At 43.3% G+C, this 17,116-nt stretch carries 14 protein-coding genes; 8 read left to right on the forward strand and 6 right to left on the reverse strand.

Going from position 1 to position 17,116, the window contains the following annotated elements; translation table 11 throughout:
• Positions 1-45: 45 nt before the first annotated feature.
• Positions 46-1,044: a 2-hydroxyacid dehydrogenase gene (locus tag VIA_RS05470; RefSeq protein ID WP_004411566.1), complete on the reverse strand. Its 999-nt coding sequence runs from the start codon at positions 1,042-1,044 to the stop codon at positions 46-48.
• 159 nt (positions 1,045-1,203) lie between these two features.
• On the opposite strand from VIA_RS05470, the gene VIA_RS05475 reads away from it, so the two are divergent.
• The 3 genes from VIA_RS05475 (at position 1,204) to VIA_RS05485 (ending at position 4,113) form a co-directional block, all read left to right on the forward strand.
• Complete coding sequence (locus tag VIA_RS05475) at positions 1,204-1,665, forward strand: GNAT family N-acetyltransferase (RefSeq protein WP_004411567.1); 462 nt, start codon at positions 1,204-1,206, stop codon at positions 1,663-1,665.
• A 200-nt stretch (positions 1,666-1,865) separates the two neighbouring features.
• Positions 1,866-3,503, forward strand: coding sequence for a methyl-accepting chemotaxis protein (locus VIA_RS05480; protein WP_004411568.1), 1,638 nt, complete (start codon positions 1,866-1,868; stop codon positions 3,501-3,503).
• Between the two features lie 91 nt (positions 3,504-3,594).
• Positions 3,595-4,113 (forward strand): NUDIX hydrolase, encoded by a 519-nt coding sequence (locus VIA_RS05485; RefSeq protein ID WP_004411569.1) that lies wholly within the window; start codon positions 3,595-3,597, stop codon positions 4,111-4,113.
• A gap of 28 nt (positions 4,114-4,141) precedes the next feature.
• On the opposite strand, the gene VIA_RS05490 is transcribed toward VIA_RS05485, so the two are convergent.
• A complete protein-coding gene (locus VIA_RS05490) occupies positions 4,142-5,173 on the reverse strand; it encodes a GGDEF domain-containing protein (RefSeq protein WP_004411570.1) in 1,032 nt (343 codons plus the stop codon).
• Between the two features lie 216 nt (positions 5,174-5,389).
• Here VIA_RS05490 and VIA_RS05495 point away from each other — a divergent pair, with 216 nt between their 5' ends.
• The 4 genes from VIA_RS05495 to yejF are packed head-to-tail and all read left to right on the forward strand — an operon-like array spanning position 5,390 to position 10,934.
• Complete coding sequence (locus VIA_RS05495; RefSeq protein WP_412774854.1) at positions 5,390-7,204, forward strand: extracellular solute-binding protein; 1,815 nt, start codon at positions 5,390-5,392, stop codon at positions 7,202-7,204.
• A gap of 9 nt (positions 7,205-7,213) precedes the next feature.
• Positions 7,214-8,302, forward strand: a complete 1,089-nt coding sequence (locus VIA_RS05500; RefSeq protein WP_004411572.1) for a microcin C ABC transporter permease YejB — start codon at positions 7,214-7,216, stop codon at positions 8,300-8,302.
• The gene (locus VIA_RS05505; protein ID WP_235801300.1) at positions 8,302-9,339 is read left to right on the forward strand and encodes an ABC transporter permease; all 1,038 of its coding nucleotides are present in this window, start codon (positions 8,302-8,304) and stop codon (positions 9,337-9,339) included. Before VIA_RS05500 ends, VIA_RS05505 begins: the two co-directional genes overlap by 1 nt.
• A 2-nt stretch (positions 9,340-9,341) precedes the next feature.
• On the forward strand, positions 9,342-10,934 hold the full coding sequence (gene yejF / locus VIA_RS05510) for a microcin C ABC transporter ATP-binding protein YejF (protein WP_004411574.1): 1,593 nt from the start codon (positions 9,342-9,344) through the stop codon (positions 10,932-10,934).
• Positions 10,935-10,991: 57 nt separating this feature from the next.
• On the opposite strand, the gene VIA_RS05515 is transcribed toward yejF, so the two are convergent.
• Together VIA_RS05515 and VIA_RS05520 are read right to left on the reverse strand one after the other, a co-directional pair.
• A complete protein-coding gene (locus tag VIA_RS05515) occupies positions 10,992-12,284 on the reverse strand; it encodes an insulinase family protein (protein ID WP_235801301.1) in 1,293 nt (430 codons plus the stop codon).
• Between the two features lie 209 nt (positions 12,285-12,493).
• Positions 12,494-14,263 (reverse strand): EAL domain-containing protein, encoded by a 1,770-nt coding sequence (locus VIA_RS05520; protein WP_004411576.1) that lies wholly within the window; start codon positions 14,261-14,263, stop codon positions 12,494-12,496.
• Positions 14,264-14,586: 323 nt separating this feature from the next.
• On the opposite strand from VIA_RS05520, the gene VIA_RS05525 reads away from it, so the two are divergent.
• On the forward strand, positions 14,587-15,477 hold the full coding sequence (locus tag VIA_RS05525) for a LysR family transcriptional regulator (protein WP_004411577.1): 891 nt from the start codon (positions 14,587-14,589) through the stop codon (positions 15,475-15,477).
• Here VIA_RS05525 and VIA_RS05530 read toward each other — a convergent pair.
• Both VIA_RS05530 and VIA_RS05535 read right to left on the reverse strand, forming a co-directional pair.
• Complete coding sequence (locus VIA_RS05530; RefSeq protein ID WP_004411578.1) at positions 15,458-16,090, reverse strand: response regulator transcription factor; 633 nt, start codon at positions 16,088-16,090, stop codon at positions 15,458-15,460. The two genes, VIA_RS05525 and VIA_RS05530, sit on opposite strands and share 20 nt — an antisense overlap.
• Before the next feature lie 148 nt (positions 16,091-16,238).
• Positions 16,239-17,033, reverse strand: a complete 795-nt coding sequence (locus VIA_RS05535) for a substrate-binding periplasmic protein (protein WP_235801302.1) — start codon at positions 17,031-17,033, stop codon at positions 16,239-16,241.
• Positions 17,034-17,116 lie beyond the last annotated feature (83 nt).

Below are 17,116 nucleotides of genomic sequence, written 5' to 3' on the forward strand. Positions count from 1 at the left end.
AAACGAAAAGAGCCCCTATCAAGGGGCTCTTTTTATTGAGTGAGCTTAAAACTCGATGATTTCGTTACCGGAAGCTTGGTTATTGGCGAACGCCTCAATATTTGTCAGTGTGGTTTCTGCAATGTTACCTAAGGCTTCATTGGTCAAGAACGCTTGGTGACCAGTGAATAGAACGTTATGACAAGCTGATAGGCGACGGAAAACATCATCAACAATAACGTCATTCGATTTATCTTGGAAAAATAGCTCTTTTTCGTGCTCGTAAACATCAAGTCCGAGCGCGCCAATACGACCTTTCTTGAGTGCTTCTACCGCAGCGGCAGAGTCTAGTAACCCACCGCGACTGGTGTTAACGATCATCACACCATCTTTCATTTGATTGAAAGCCGCCTCATCAAGTAAGTGATAGTTTTCCTTAAACATTGGGCAATGCAGGGTAATAATATCACTCTGCTGGAACAGCTCATCTTTAGAGCAGTACATTGCGCCCATTTCTATTGCTAGAGGATTTTCATACGGGTCATGACAAAGAATGTTCATCCCCAACCCCTTAAGGATACGCATCGTAGCAATACCGATCTTACCCGTCCCGATAACACCGGCGGTTTTGCCGTAGAAGTTAAAACCAACTAGACCTTCAAGGTTAAAGTTGGCATCTCTTGTACGCTGGTAGGCCTTATGGAATCGACGGTTGAGGCTCATCATTAGGCCAACCGTATGCTCAGCCACTGACTCTGGTGAATAGGCTGGGACACGCACGACTTGTATACCCAGTACTTTTGCTGCGTCTAAATCAACACGATCAAATCCTGCGCAACGCATGGCAATGAGCTTCACACCTTGCTCCGACAGAGCTTCTAGTACCTCTTTTGACAGATCATCATTAACAAAAGCACAGACGACAGGGCAGTCATGAGCCATCTTCGCTGTTTTTTTGTTTAGCTGAAATTCGTGAAAATGGAGATTGAAACCATGAGTTTGATTAATTTTTGAAAAAGAAACTTCATCATAAGATTTAGAACTGAATACCGCGACATCTATCATATAAACCTCTCAAAGATAGCGGGGAGAGTAATCCCTTTATTGAATACTTAATTCAGACAAAAATAAACCATGAATTATCAAGGGCTATTTTAAGGTTTGGAATGAGGTAACCCTCTGATCTATATTGAATGATATTTTTAATATGGTTGAATCACAGACATGGTTAAATTAACGCCATTACTTGAAGATGTGGCTAAATTATCGGTCGCAGAACAACAGTTGCCATACGTAGGTACTATCGATGAAGTTTTGATTAATGCCGACGAAAATACGCATCCACATATTGTGCTTAACGACGAACAGGTAATTGGCATATTCCTCATTGATATGCTTTATCCGCAGTCGTACGAATTTGCTGAAAGTGGCAGTTTAGGCTTTCGAGCATTTCTGATCGATCAGCGCCAGCAAGGCCAAGGTTATGGTGGCAAAGTGATGAGTCAGTTGCGAGATTATCTTGTTCAGCATTACCCCAGCCATCATTCCATTTACCTTACCGTTAATTGCAAAAATGCGACTGCTTATCAGTGCTATGTTAAAAATGGCTTCCATGACACTAAAGAATGTTATTTAGGTGGAGCGGCTGGCCCACAGCATATTATGTTGATGAAGTTGCATACATAAGGCAAATTTCAAATACTTGAGATGACTATTTTATTAGTACCTCTTAAGTATTACTAATTTCATATCAATGTTACACAAAGCATAAAAATTACTGCTACGTTGAAATTATTAGAAAATCTATATCGTTCATATGTAACCGCTTATTAAATAGGGTTTTCAAGAACGGTCATTAACTATAATTTTGGCTAGGGTAAATAATTATGTTGATAACAAAACTGAAAGAAGTCTCCATTGCTGCGAGGGCATGGTCAATTCTTGGACTGTTTGCGATCAGTCTGCTGACAAATACTTTTCTCAATATCGATGCTTCTCGTCAGCACATGCGCGAGAACTACGAACGTGGTGTAGAAACCATGGTTGAAAGTGCATTAGGGGTTATCAAGTATTTTCACCAGCAGAGTGAAAGTGGTGCCCTGTCAGAAGCGGTTGCACAAGCGAGAGCATTAGAGACCATAACGGCTATGCGTTTTGATGGTGATAACTATATCTTTGTTGGTGATAGAGAGGGTTATCAGCTTTCAACAGGCGTTCTTTCTCTGCTTGGTACCAACATAATGAATTTGCAGGACAGCAATGGTCAGCACTTTGTGCAGAAACTCTATCAGACTGCACAAAGCGGCGGTGGTTTCGTCGATTACTATTGGAGAAATCCAGATAAAGAGACTCAGGATCCTAAAACCAGTTATGCAGAGATGTTCGAACCTTGGGGCTGGATGGTTGGTTCGGGCATGAATATGGATGCGTTACAGACGGTAACTCAAAAATCGGAAATCACCTCACTTAGCTATGCCGTAGGTATTCTGCTGATTCTATCTCTCGTGGTGGCTTATTTCATCAAGACGATCACATCCCCCCTCAAACGAACCCTTAAAGCGATGAAAGTGCTGGCTCAAGGCGAAGGGGATTTAACGCAAAGGCTGCCAGAAGAGGGCAGTAAAGAGCTTATTTACCTGTCGCGTTATTTCAATCAGTTTGTTGCATCAATCCAGTCTATTATGCTCAATATTAACGATGCAGGCGCTCAAGTATCGTCGTCTGCAGTGCAGCTATCCAACTCAGTCCATCACATTGACGACAGTTTGAATCAGCAGCAAGCGGACGTTGATATGCTAGCAACGGCGATGACAGAAATGCTTGCAACCGTTGAAGAGGTCGCAGGAAGAACCACTGAAGCGAACGATGCCAGCTGTCTCGCTGCGAAAGAGACGCAAAATAGCCGCAATATCATCCAAAAAAATGTCGATGAGGCGAATCAGCTATCTGAACAGATTGGCGCTGCGAGTGAAGCGGTTCAGCAACTGGCAACCGATGCGCGTAATGTCGATACCGTATTGGAGGTGATTCGTGGCGTCGCTGAACAAACTAACTTGTTGGCTTTAAACGCGGCAATTGAAGCGGCACGTGCCGGTGAGCAAGGACGAGGTTTTGCGGTAGTCGCGGATGAGGTACGCACTTTGTCTCAACGTACTCAAGAGTCGACATTAGAGATCCAAAGCATTGTTGAAAGACTCCAAGTTGGGGCTGAAAATGTGGTTGTTGTGATGAACCAAGGAGCAAGTAAAGCTTACCAAGCGGCAGAGCTATCTAGCCAAGCAGGTGAGACGCTGACGCAAATTGACCAAGAAGTCCGCACTATTCAAGAGATGGCACAGCATATTGCCACAGCCGCCGAACAGCAAACGGTGACGGTCAATGATATTAACCGCAATGTGGTGAGCTTAAGTGATATGGCTTCGTCTGTGTCCGGCGAGTCGTCACAAATGGCAAGTTCTGGACGAGAGCTGAGGTCGGTGTCTGACAATCTGGTCAACATGATACGTAAGTTCAAGTTGGCTTAGGATTCTAAGCAAGCAATCTAGTGGTGAATCCGATTGGAATCCGTGGCTCGGCTAGTGTTAGAATCGCACAAATTTTCCAATAGATTGCTTCATGAGACACCTAAAAACGACTGTACACCCAGACCTTCAACACCTAGATGACAAGGTGATCTTTAAGCGTAACGCTGCACGCGCGATTGTTGTCGATGGTGAGGATATCTTGTTGCTCTATACTGAGCGCTACCATGATTACACCATTCCTGGCGGTGGTTTAGACGATGGTGAAGACATGATTGCTGGTATGGTTCGTGAGTTAGAAGAAGAAACCGGAGCCAAGAATATTCATGGCATCAAACCGTTTGGAATCTTCGAAGAATTTCGCCCATGGTACAAAGATGATGCCGACGTGATGCACATGATCTCTTACTGCTACACATGCAAAATAGATCGTGAGTTGGGTGAAACTAACTATGAAGATTATGAAATTAAAAATGGCATGAAAGCGGTTTGGATGAACATCCACGAAGCCATTGCGCACAATGAACAAACTATCGCTAAGAGTGAAAAGAAAGGCATGAGCATTGAGCGTGAAACCTATCTATTACACTTGATTGCAAAAGAAATGATTTAAAAGGAAGCCAGCAAGTTTGCTGGCTTTTTTATTTGATGAGACGGACAACATTATTGGAGTGTGGGAAGTAGACACTAAACTCATGTTGATCGGTGATCTTAGAGCGGTCTCTGGCAAAATTTAAATGTTCATCAGCCAAGCATAGTAGCTGCTCAAGGGATGTATTCTGGTCGGGGTCGTATGCGACAGCACCAAACCTTAAGGTTGCTGCAATGTCGATGTTGCGCTCAAAGTTTTCAATCAGGCGCTCGCAGATCACTCGCGCTTCATCGTTACACGTATCAGGCATGATTAGGAAGAAGTTATCATCTTCGCCACGCGCCAATAGATCGGATTTACGGATAAACTCTTGAGTCGCTACAGCAAAGGTTTGTAAAACACGATTACCCGTCGAATAGCCGTGTTGCTGATTAATGAGATCCAACTCTTTTACATTGACCTTAACTAACAGCGCGGAAGATTGCGTTCTTTGACAGTGGGCAACAATTCTATCGACTTCATCGACAAAGGTTGAATAAGTATAGAGATCGGTCAAGCTGTCCTTAACCTCCATCAATGTTGCGTAGCGCTTAACGTCTTCAAGGTCTTTATGATGTAAACAGTCGATAACCAGCATGATATCTAACTGTAGGCGTCGATTTAGAATGTCGATTGCTGCAGGGCATTGAATATAATCGCGATATCGATTGAGAATTAAACGTTTGAACTCAAAGGCAATGATAGAGAACAGGCTAAGGGTAACGTGTTGGTTAGCAAGCTTAAGCGCATAGTCCGAAATACTATCGATATAATTCTGATCCAGCTTTTGATTAAACAGAATATCGAAATACTGCTCCATTGCCTGATGAACGGCAAAGTGCCCAAGTACTTGGCTGATGGTGTCACTATTATCAAAATGACGAAGTAAGTCAGGATATATCTCTGAGCGTAGCTGCTGCTCGACATTATAAGGCAGCTGCGACTTCCACTGATGGTGCGTTTCACCACTTAAAGAGAGCATCGCCAAGCGCTCATTTAGCTCAATCTGACCAAACTCAAACAACCCGTTCGATTGAATCATATCAATATCCATTGAATAATAATGAACTCAGCATAGCATTCCGTTAATGGGGTGTAAATCTGGCTAAAAATTCGTCGGGTGCATAAGCATTGGCTAATTTGCTTCACAGAAACCGCTAAGGGCTTCTATACTTTCCCAAGTAATTGAATTATTAATATATTAGTTATCTTATATTATGCGATTGTACGGAAACGACTGAGGGATTAGGGTATGAAAATGTGGCGACAGATTGCTTTAGGTGGGCTAGTTGCTTCAACAGCGACGTTTGGTTGTTATGCCGCTGTGGTTGAGACAACGACGCTAGTGGGGTTTGGGGAAGCCAAATACGCCGAAGGATTCACCCACTTTGATTATGTTAACCCTGATGCGCCCAAGTATGGCAAAGTCACTTATGGCCGAGTCGGTACATACGATAATTTCAACCGGTTTGCGTCACGAGGCGTAGCGGCGGCGGCAACTGGCGAACTTTACGACACCTTAATGTTCTCTCCAAGCGATGAAATCGACGCTTACTACCCAATGATTGCAGAACGCGTCCGTTACTCGGATGACTTTTCTTGGCTCGAACTTGATATCAACCCTAAAGCTCGTTTCCACGATGGCACGCCAATTACCGCTCATGATGTTGCCTTTACTTTCGAAAAGTTTATGTCTGAAGGGGTGCCTCAATACCGCGTTTATTATCAAGACATCAAGTCAGTTACTGCCAAAGATGACCTAACGGTTCGTATCGATATGGTGACGCCAAATCGCGAAAAAATGTTCAGTTTTGCTCAAGGGACCCGGGTTTTACCTAAGCACTTTTGGCAAGACAAGAGTTTATCCGAGCCACTATCAACCCCACCAGTTGGTAGCTCAGCGTATAAGATCACCGACTATAAATCTGGTCAGAGTGTGACTTACTCTTTAGTTGAGGATTATTGGGCAGCGGATCTGCCTGTCAATGTGGGCCGTAATAATTTCAAACAAGTTCAGTACGATTACTATCGTGATGACACGGTTATGCTTGAAGCGTTTAAAGCGGGTGAGTTTGATTTTCGCTTAGAAAGCTCGGCGAAGTTCTGGGCGAACTCCTATACTGGTGTGAATTTCGATAAGGGGTATATTTCTAAATCTGAGATACCTCACCAGAAGCCAGAGAATACTCAAGCCTTTGTATTTAATACAAAACGAGCCATGTTCAGTGACCCTAATGTTCGAGAAGCATTGACCTATGCGATGGACTTTGAGTGGATGAACAAGAACATGTTCTACGGCCAATATAGTCGTACACGTAGTTACTTCCAAAATACGGACTATGAAGCGAAAGGCACGCCTTCAGCTGCAGAGCAAAAGGTACTGGCACCATTTAAAGAACAATTGCCACCGCGTCTTTACTCTGAGGAATATCAGCCGCCGGTGACCGATGGTTCCGGTCGAATTCGCTCACAAATGCGTACCGCATTTAAGTTGTTAAAAGAGGCGGGTTGGGAGCTCAAGAATAAAGTCATGACGAATGTTGAGACGGGCGAGCCACTTGCATTTGAACTGTTAATCTATAGCCCAACCACTGAGCGAATTGCAATTCCAGTGCAGAAGAACCTCAGTCGTATGGGGATTGATATGAAAATCCGTACGGTTGATACCACTCAGTACATTAAGCGCTTAAGGGACAGAGACTTTGACATGGTCTCGTCGGCCTATAGCGCTAACCCATACCCAAGCCCTAACCTTATGATAGCGTGGAACTCAAACTATTTGGATTCCACCTATAACACAGCAGGTGTGACGGATCCTGTGGTTGATTTCTTGACGATGGAAATCTCGAAGAAACAACAAGACCCTGAAGCATTACTGACATTAGGACGAGCGCTTGATCGTGTACTCCAGTGGAATTTCTATATTATTCCTCAGTGGCACGTTGGTGAATACCGCGTTGCCATGTGGAATAAATTTGAGCGACCAGAAATCTTACCCAAGTATGATCTTGGCCTAGATACTTGGTGGGTTTCAAAAGAGAAAGCTCAAGCGCTTCCTGAAAAACGTCGTTAAAGAGGGTACATGGCTGCTTATATATTCCGACGCTTGTTATTGGTGATACCTACATTGTGGGCAATCATCACTATCAACTTCTTCATTATTCAAATTGCGCCCGGCGGGCCAGTTGAACAGGCAATTGCGCAACTTGAAGGTCATACCTCTGGCATCATGGAGCGCTTTGCTGGTGGCGGAAGTGAAGTTAACTTAAGCACTGGCGATGAAGCCGATGCTTCTGGTTATAAAGGATCACGAGGCTTAGACCCTGAAGTGGTTGAAGCGATCAAAAAGCAGTTTGGTTTTGATAAGCCAATGCATGAACGTTACTTCGATATGCTGAAAAATTACGCCACCTTTAACTTTGGCGAAAGTTTGTTTAAAGGCGGCAATGTGATTGACCTGATTGTAGAGCGTCTTCCGGTCTCCATCTCTTTAGGGCTGTGGAGCACGTTGATCATCTATTTGATTTCTATCCCGCTGGGGATATTAAAAGCTATCCATCATGGTAGTCGATTTGATATTTGGTCGAGCGCCGTGGTCATTGTTGGCTATGCGATTCCCGGCTTCTTGTTCGCTATTATTCTGATCATTCTTTTCGCTAGTGGTAACTATTTTAGCTGGTTCCCTTTACGTGGTTTGGTATCAAGTAACTTCGAGCAGCTCACCTGGTACGAGCAAATAACGGATTACTTTTGGCATTTGGCGCTGCCTATCTTTGCGATGGTGATTGGGGGCTTTGCTACGTTAAGCATGTTGACGAAAAACTCGTTTCTGGACGAAATTAATAAGCAATATGTCGTGACTGCGAGAGCAAAGGGGCTTGATGAGAGCGATATTCTTTATAAGCACGTATTTCGCAATGCCATGCTTATCATTATTGCCGGATTTCCGGCTGCGTTTATCAGCATCTTCTTTACTGGTTCGATGTTGATTGAAGTGATGTTTTCTCTGGAAGGTATCGGCTTACTTGGTTTTGAGTCGACGATTCAGCGTGACTATCCAGTGGTGTTTAGCTCTTTGTATATCATGACTTTATTGGGACTGATTCTAAGCATTATCTCTGACCTTACTTATACATGGGTCGACCCTAGAATTGATTTTGAGGCGCGTTGATGCGGAAGAAAAAAACACCAAATCCATTAAATGAAGCTAGGTGGCTTAGGTTTAAAGCCAATCGACGAGGGTTTTGGTCACTATGGATTTTTACGACGCTGTTTATATTGAGTTTATTTGCAGAAATCATCGCCAATGATAAGCCACTATTGGTGGAATACGATAGCCAATGGTATTACCCAATCATCAACCAGTATGCTGAAACTGAGTTTGGTGGCGAGTTTGAAACAGAGGCTGACTATACCGACCCTTACGTCATTGAGCTTATTGAAGAACAAGGTTACATAGTTTGGCCGCTTATCCGCTTTAGCTACGATACTATCAATTTCAACATCAATGGTTCAGTACCATCTGCCCCTGACAGCGTTAACTGGCTAGGGACTGATGACAAAGGCCGGGATGTTCTCGCTAGGATCATCTATGGCTTTAGGATCTCGGTGCTGTTTGGCTTTGTTCTGACCATAGTTTCAAGTGTGATTGGCGTTGCTGTGGGCGCGACGCAAGGCTACTACGGAGGTTGGTTAGATCTCTTTGGTCAACGCTTTATCGAAGTCTGGTCGGGTATGCCGACACTGTTTTTGCTGATTATATTATCGAGCTTTGTGGAGCCTAACTTCTGGTGGTTGCTTGGCATAATGGTGGCATTCAGTTGGATGAGCTTAGTTGGTATTGTCCGCGCAGAGTTTTTACGCTGTCGAAACTTTGATTATGTTCGTGCTGCGCAAGCGATGGGCGTGTCTGATAAGCGTATTATGCTACGCCACATGCTGCCAAATGCGATGGTTGCCTCATTGACTATGATGCCATTTATCCTTTCAGGTTCGGTGACGACATTGACGTCTCTCGATTTCCTTGGCTTTGGCCTACCAGCGGGGTCTCCTTCACTAGGCGAGCTTCTCGCACAAGGTAAATCTAACTTACAAGCACCGTGGCTTGGCTTTTCTGCGTTCTTTGTTCTATCACTCATGTTGACACTATTGGTGTTTGTCGGTGAAGCAGTACGTGACGCGTTTGACCCTCATCACCAAGGACGATGAATATGGCTGAAACAGTATTATCCATTCATGGACTTTCGGTTGGATTTGGCCGTAAAAATGACGTAGAGGCGGTGACGCAAGATGTGTCGTTGTCGATTAAGAAAGGTGAAACGCTGGCATTAGTTGGAGAGAGTGGCTCTGGTAAGTCGGTAACAGCAAACTCCATTTTAAAACTCTTGCCTAAGGGGTCATCACACTACCTATCGGGATCGATAGATTTTGATGGTGTCGATATGCTGAGTTGTTCAGAGCGACAGCTAAGAGGTATTCGTGGCGGACGAATCGGCATGATATTTCAAGAACCTATGGTGTCATTAAATCCTCTCCACAAAATTGGCAAGCAGCTTGTCGAAACATTAGCTGTTCATCGAGGTATGAGGCAAAGAGCTGCAGAGCTGCGAGCAGTGGAGTGGTTAGCGAAAGTCGGGATCCGTTACCCTGAGCAGAAGGTGAATGCCTATCCTCATGAGTTATCAGGAGGCGAGCGACAGCGTGTCATGATAGCAATGGCATTGATAAATGAACCTGAACTGCTTATTGCTGATGAACCAACCACAGCATTAGATGTGTCGGTGCAAGCCCAGATATTAGATTTGCTCAAAGAATTGCAGCAAGAGCTGGGCATGGCGATGTTATTTATTACTCATGATCTCAGTATCGTCAGACGCATTGCCGATACCGTAGCAGTCATGCAGCATGGCCGTTTAGTTGAAACTGGGGCTTGCCATGATGTGTTTACCTCTCCGACGCACCCTTACACTAAGCAGTTAATTAACTCAGATCCGAAAGGCTTACCTGTCTCTGTTAGCCAAGACGCTAGTCCACTGTTAGAAGTTAATCAGCTTCGAGTTTGGTTTCCTATTACGGGCGGGATATTCAAGCGTGTTGTTTCTCACATCAAAGCGGTCACAGATATGGCTTTTACGTTGAAGCAAGGTCATTCGATAGGGCTAGTGGGGGAAAGTGGCTCTGGTAAGTCAACCACCGGAATGGCGATACTTAAACTTCTCAAGTCTGAAGGTTCTGTTGCCTACAATGGTGTTGAACTGCAAGGTCTTGATAGAAAAGCAATGCTGCCTTATCGAAGTAAGATGCAGGTTGTTTTTCAAGACCCTTTCTCGGCTTTAAACCCGCGAATGTCTGTTGCTCAAGTGATCGGTGAAGGCCTCCGTGTCCATCAAGAATTAGATGATGTTGAAATCGATAACCGCATTTGTGAAGTCATGGCGGAAGTTGATTTGGACCCAGAGACACGCCATCGTTATCCCAATGAGTTTTCTGGAGGACAGAGACAAAGGATTGCGATTGCACGCGCACTCATTTTAAAACCGGAATTTATTCTGTTAGATGAACCAACGTCTTCACTGGATAGAACCGTGCAAGCTCAAGTACTTGATTTGCTCAAATCATTGCAACAAAAGTATAAGCTAACGTACCTTTTTATCAGTCACGACCTCAGCGTGGTGAAATCCTTATGCCATTACACGATAGTGATGAAACAAGGTGAGATTGTCGAGCAAGGAGATACGTTACAGCTCTTTACCCAGCCTCAGCAAGCCTATACGCGCCAGCTAGTTGACCTTTCGATGGTCTAGCATTTCCAACTTTGAAGCAATAAAAAAGCTGCCGTAGATGGGCAGCTTTTTTGGTTGTTACATAATCACGCTAGTCGTATCGGACCAAATGTGCTCGAACTCTTTACTAATATCAAACTCATTGAGATGAGCGACGTGGAAATTAAGTAAGTCCAAATCGTATGATGGCGCAGTATAAACGCTACCGCTATCAATCGCAGCAACGACTCGGTCTGCTTGATTACGAGTGTAGTTATCTGGGTCGTTCAGGCGAGTTTGGCGTTCTAGCTGCTGGCGAACTTGACTAACAACCATTTCGTACTCTGTTTGGGTAAAGCCTGAAGCGAGAGCACGTTTAATCTCTGACTTAACCACTTTTTTTACTTCAGTTTTGTCTGTTTCTTCAAGGTTTACTACGCGTACCTGAGAGAGCAAGCGATGATCAAATAGCACTTGGTTGTCTACGTCTACTTGAGCTTGTAGATGTTGTTCGCTCAGTGCTTTTTGAATGCGCTGTTCTAGCATTTTGTTAGCTAGTGTTGTCATCAGTAGTTCTTTGCGATGAAGTTTGCTGTCTTCTTCATCGTTAACTGTACTCAAAGAGCTGATAGTTACTGGGCTTGTTTGTGCCACATCGCTGATAAGTTCAAGCTGCGGAGTAGAGTGTACAGACTGCTCTTGAGCGACGGTTCTCCATGAAGAAAACTGACGTTCTATCGCCTTAATTGCTGATTTTTTCTTAATACCGCCAACGACAACAATGGATACTTGGTTCGGAGTAAAGTAAGTCTGCTTAAACTCTTTTACGGATTCTAATGGTGTTTGGCTTAGTGACTGATCGTCTAGCGGCGCTAGCGCGTGAGTTAAAGTGTCTAGGTGACGTTGACTGATTAATTCATCGATGTCATTGAGAGAACCTTGCGCTGACTCTAACAACTGGTCTGCGTTTGGTTGTTTTACTTCCTGGGTTAAACCCACATAAAGTGCCTCAAGTGCTTTTTCGATGTCAGTGTTTGTTGCCGACGCAAAATCAATATCAAAGACAGTTTGTTGGTAATCTGTCGATACGTGCCAGTCAGTGTTTTGAATCGTATCTAAAGCGACAATACGTGCAGTTGGGAATTGGTTGTTTTCTTGTGCAACACCCGCATTAACACGCACACGGATTGACACTTCATCTGAGCTGCGAGTCGTAGGGAGAACAACGTATCTTAAGCCATTGTCTAAACGGTCAACGGTGGTCGATTTAGGCATGTGGATGTCAGTACTAGGGTACCAAAGCGATGGATTGCTTGAAGCAAACACCGTCGATGACACAAGGGCAGTGCAGGCGAACAGGGTACTGAGGATTTGGCGGTATTGATTAGACACTATCTTCTCCGGAGCAAGGTTAATCTCTCCTTGTTCAAAGCCTAAGTTATTGATTTTAGACTTTAGTACCTATCCTTGATACAGCACACGTTTTACGTGAAGCATGAACATGCTTTTATAAATTTGTGCGAATTCTCTACAACTTTGGTTTATTAGTCAAATGGAAATATGAACTTGGTGAATAGGTCTTAAATTTGAGACTTGTGCGGTTAGACTTTTGTGTAGTGGCTAGCACTAGCAAGAGAGAGGGGTTTAGAAAACCAATAACCTTGTAAATAAGAGGCGCCCATATCAGTAAATACGCGCTGCATCGTTGCATCCTCAATACCTTCGATGACGATATCGATGCCGTACGAATTACATAAATTCGTTATAAAAGAGAGATATTCGAATGTGACAGGGTTTTCAAGTGAACGCCAAGCGATCGACTTGTCGATTTTAATCTGTGAAAGAGGGAGATCGAAGAAACTGTTCAGTGAGCTATAGCCAGCCCCAAAATCATCAAGAGAAAGCTGAAACCCTAGTTCTTTAAGCACGTTTAATTGGGTAATCGCACTCTTGTTATCGTCCAGACTGATTGTTTCGGTTAGCTCAAGAACGATAGAGGAGCTCTTTATGCCGTGTTGGTTGGCAAGGCGCATTAACTCTTGAGGGAACTGTTGGCTCAGTAACTGAAGAACAGACACATTCACATTCACTCGCGCATCACCAGTATGCGTTAATTGATATTGTTTAATGAACTGACAAGCTTTATCAAAAACAAAATAACCAAGTTCACTGATCAAGCTATTCTTTTCAGCAACAGAGATAAATTCATCCGGATAGATCTCCCCGAGTTCTTCGCTTTTCCATCGAACCAGACTTTCAAAGCTTGCAATACGCTGAGATTGAGAGCAGATGATAGGCTGGAATTTGACCGAAAGCTTGCCGTTATTGAGTGCATTCGCCAGTTCTTGTTCAATATAGAAGTGTCGATCAACTTTGGCTTTGGTTGAGCCCGCATAAACACGAATAAAACAGTCTTTTTGCTTATTGGCAAACTGACTGGTTTGCGCGGCAATTTTGACTACTTCTCCTGGGTTTTCATGGCGAGAAATATCAGGGTAGATACCGATACTGATGTCGGTTGTAAATAAAAGATCAATGGCTTTGATCGACTCTTGATATGCGTTCTGTATACGAAGAGCAAGCTCTTTTAAGTCTTCCTCGTCGTACTGACCATAAAGAAGGATAGCAAAGTCATGAGATTGCATTCGATACAAATCAACAAACTTGTCCGGAAAGCGATTCAAGGTGTTGGCCAGATGGGACAGCATGTTACGCACTATCTGCGAGCCATAGACGACTTGGTACGAGCGAGCGTTATCGAGTTGGACATACATCAAGTGATATCTTTCATTCGCTGATAGGTCATCTAAGTCCATCGCCAACTTTTGTTCGTTTGATAACCCAGAGGCTCCGTCGCGAAGAGAGGATTGCTGTACGTAGGTTTCCATCAGTTTACGATCAGAAATATCTTTATGACAGCCGATCATAAAGCGTTTGCCATTGACCGTTTTGGTTATCGCCGTACCTTCAAGCCAGACGTACTGCCCGTTTTTAGAGCGAATACGATATTGAGTGGTGACTTTCGATTCGTCATCTTGAATATGATCACCGACCTCATCGCGTAAAGAGTCTCGGTCAAGTGGGTGAACTAAATCTAGCCAATCTTGTAAGCAGGTATGGCCTGATTTAATGCCGAACTTAGAATAGAAAGAGGGGTTATATAGACAGACATGTTCGGTATCCGCCATATAGAAAATACCATCATTCATCACATCAACCATGTGACAAAATTGGTTATCCATAAGATCATCAAGCTGAGCACCAGTGAGCCCAATAGGTAGTTCGGCACCTTCATCATTGCGATCGACACTCAATTCAGAGACAAGTGTTATCTTTGGTCGAGGTTGAATGCTTTTGATGGGTTGCGACATTGACGAATGTTTACCTGTTTAAACAACAAAATGATGTTACAAATCTATAGTTAGAGTAATACATGAAATATTTATGAATTCCTATCAAATTGATACTAATCTTGGCTGTATGATTAAAAATTATTAACTGGAGCTCACTGGTTGAGCGAAACAGTTGAAATTTAATTAAACGATCGTATCTAAAATGAACTCTGCTTGTTTCACTCAAATAGAATAAATGGTAAATTTCGACCACTAATATGAACCATGCTAAGACTTTGTTTCCTCGCTAGTTTGTCGCATTAGTATGCACTTAAACCCCACAATATCTCTATGGAGTGAGAATGAAATCTCAGCTTGACCTTAATCTGCTTAAGGTATTACCGCTGCTTGATAAGCACCGTCAACTTAAGCCTGTAGCGAAAGAGTTAGGGAAAACAGAAAGTGCAGTGAGTAAGCACCTTGCCAAACTGCGAGAGCAGCTTGACGATCAACTCTTTGTCCGTGGCGCATTTGAGTTTGAGCCAACAGAATATACCGTGAAGCTGCTGCCGAAAATATCGGCGGGTCTAAGCCTTCTTGGTGAGGCAGTGCAACATCAAGAGTTTGACCCTACTACTTATTCCAAGCGAATTACGCTTGCTCTACCAAGCCTCGCGCAATACCTAGTTGGAAAAGACTTACTGCTTGAGCTGATGGCGACTTTCCCTCAGGCAGAAATTTTCATTACTACATGGTCTGACGCCTCAATCAATGACATTTTAGACGACACTGTTGATATCGGCGTTCAATATTTCAATGAAGAGCTGACAAAGGCCATCTATCAGAATCATATTGGTCGTTTCAAAGCGTCGATTGTATGCTCAAACAAGTATGCAGATCGTACACTAGAAGATATGCTTTCCATGCCTTATATCATGATGGAAATGAAGGGCTGGCGCGATAAAACTCAGGTAGCACGAAGAGCGTTGCAGTCACATAATATAGAAATTAAAACGATTGCGGTTGTGGACAATATTACCTGTTTATTTGACGTTTTGGATCAAATCGAGTGTGCGACCTTATTGCCAAATGTTGAACACATTGTTTCAAGTAATCAGTATCACGTTACCGTGTTGCCAGATAACTTGCAGCTAAAGCATCCACCTTCAGTTGTCGCTAACTATAAATTGGTCAATCACGGTAATCAGTTACATGTACTACTTGCAGAAATCCTTAAGCGGCATCTTTTTTAAGCTCGGACATATCGACATCGACATGCTGCTGAAGTCGAATTAATTCCACAATAGAGTCCACTTTATACTTATCTAAGATACGTGATTTATAAGTGCTAATGGTTTTAGAGCTTAGAGTCAGTATCTCTGAGATCTGCTTATTGGTGTAACCCTTTAGAAGGTAATTGAAGACGATCGTTTCGCGCTTGGATAACTTAGTGTGGCGACGTTGGGTGTTGCCTTCTTCGTTCTTAAATACGCTGAAGCCGCGGGTTACGCTAACGATCGCTTCTTTCAGCATAGACGTACTTTCCATTTTCGTGATGTAGCCATTTGCGCCAATTTGTTTTGCTGTATTAGAAAACATCGGATGTCGACTAGCAGAGATAAACAGGATCTTTCCTCGATAGCCGTGCGCTCGTGAGCGTCGAACAAATTCAAAACCGTCAGAGCCTTGAAGGTCAACATCGAGTATAACTAGGTCGATTGGGTGATTATTGAGGATCTGCAAACCAAACTGTGAAGATGATGCTTGATAGACTTGAGTACTGACTGATAAATCATGGATTATCTGGCCAATGGCTTCACGCATGATTGGTTGGCTGTCGATCACTAAGGCTTTAGAAATAGGCATATACATTTTCTCCACTGACTAATTTGATTTGAATTATTGATGTATTCGTTGAGCGGGGAGTAATGTAAGGCATAACTGACGGAAAAGGGGGAAAGGCAAATTTTCCAAATAGGAAAATCAGTCAGTAAAACGTCAACTATGTCAGAGCTTAGTCACTAAGATTATAGTGGTTAAGGATTGATTCTAACGTTCCATCTTGTTTAAGCTTCTCAAGATTGAAATTGAACTTTGAAATAAAATCATCTTTATAAGGGTAACGTTCAGGGGTGACGTTGGTAAAGCCAAGGTAGCCTTGTTCACTGGAGACCGAAGCACTCTCTATTACCTTCCAGTCTGTAGGCAAAGTTCCTTCTTGAATCAGCTGCTTTATTTCCCACAAGATAGATATACGGTCGTTGATGTAGCAATCGACTTTGTCGTTGTGCAAGTTAAGAATATTGTCTCGGTTTCCTTGAGCTTCTTTAATCTGTATTTGGCCTTTTTTAACGGCCTGCCAGAACTCTCTGCCACCTAAGGAAAATGATTCATTGATGCCAATGGTTAAGCCGAAGTAGCTTTTTGGCCAAGAGGAAAGCTCCTGCTTATTCGCGACTTCACTTGAACAAAAGACCGCAACTTCTTCTTTGATAATCGGTTTAGAGTATGGGGAAATGTAGAGCCTTTGGTCTGGGTATAAGTAAGGTGGAAATAGTGCAAAACCTTCACCAACTTCAAGCATCTTTAAGCCGCGCTTCCATGGTACTAATTGAATTTGCACTTGATAGTCGGGCATGGTGTCAAAAACAGCTTTCAATATTTCGACGTAAATACCAGCAGGCTGGCCGTTCTGTGAATAGCTGTATGGAGGGTAGCCGCTGTCGCCATACACCACCACCTTTGTTGGCGGGTGATAAGCAGCACTCATGGTACTGAAAAAAAGACTAATGAAAAGTAACCATCTCAATGCAATTCTACCTTATAAGTATTTTATACTTATTGGTAACTTTAGTTTATTTATCGAAGTATTGAGATTAGACTCTCATCTTT

It is taken from the genome of Vibrio orientalis CIP 102891 = ATCC 33934 (assembly GCF_000176235.1).
Taxonomy (GTDB): domain Bacteria; phylum Pseudomonadota; class Gammaproteobacteria; order Enterobacterales; family Vibrionaceae; genus Vibrio; species Vibrio orientalis.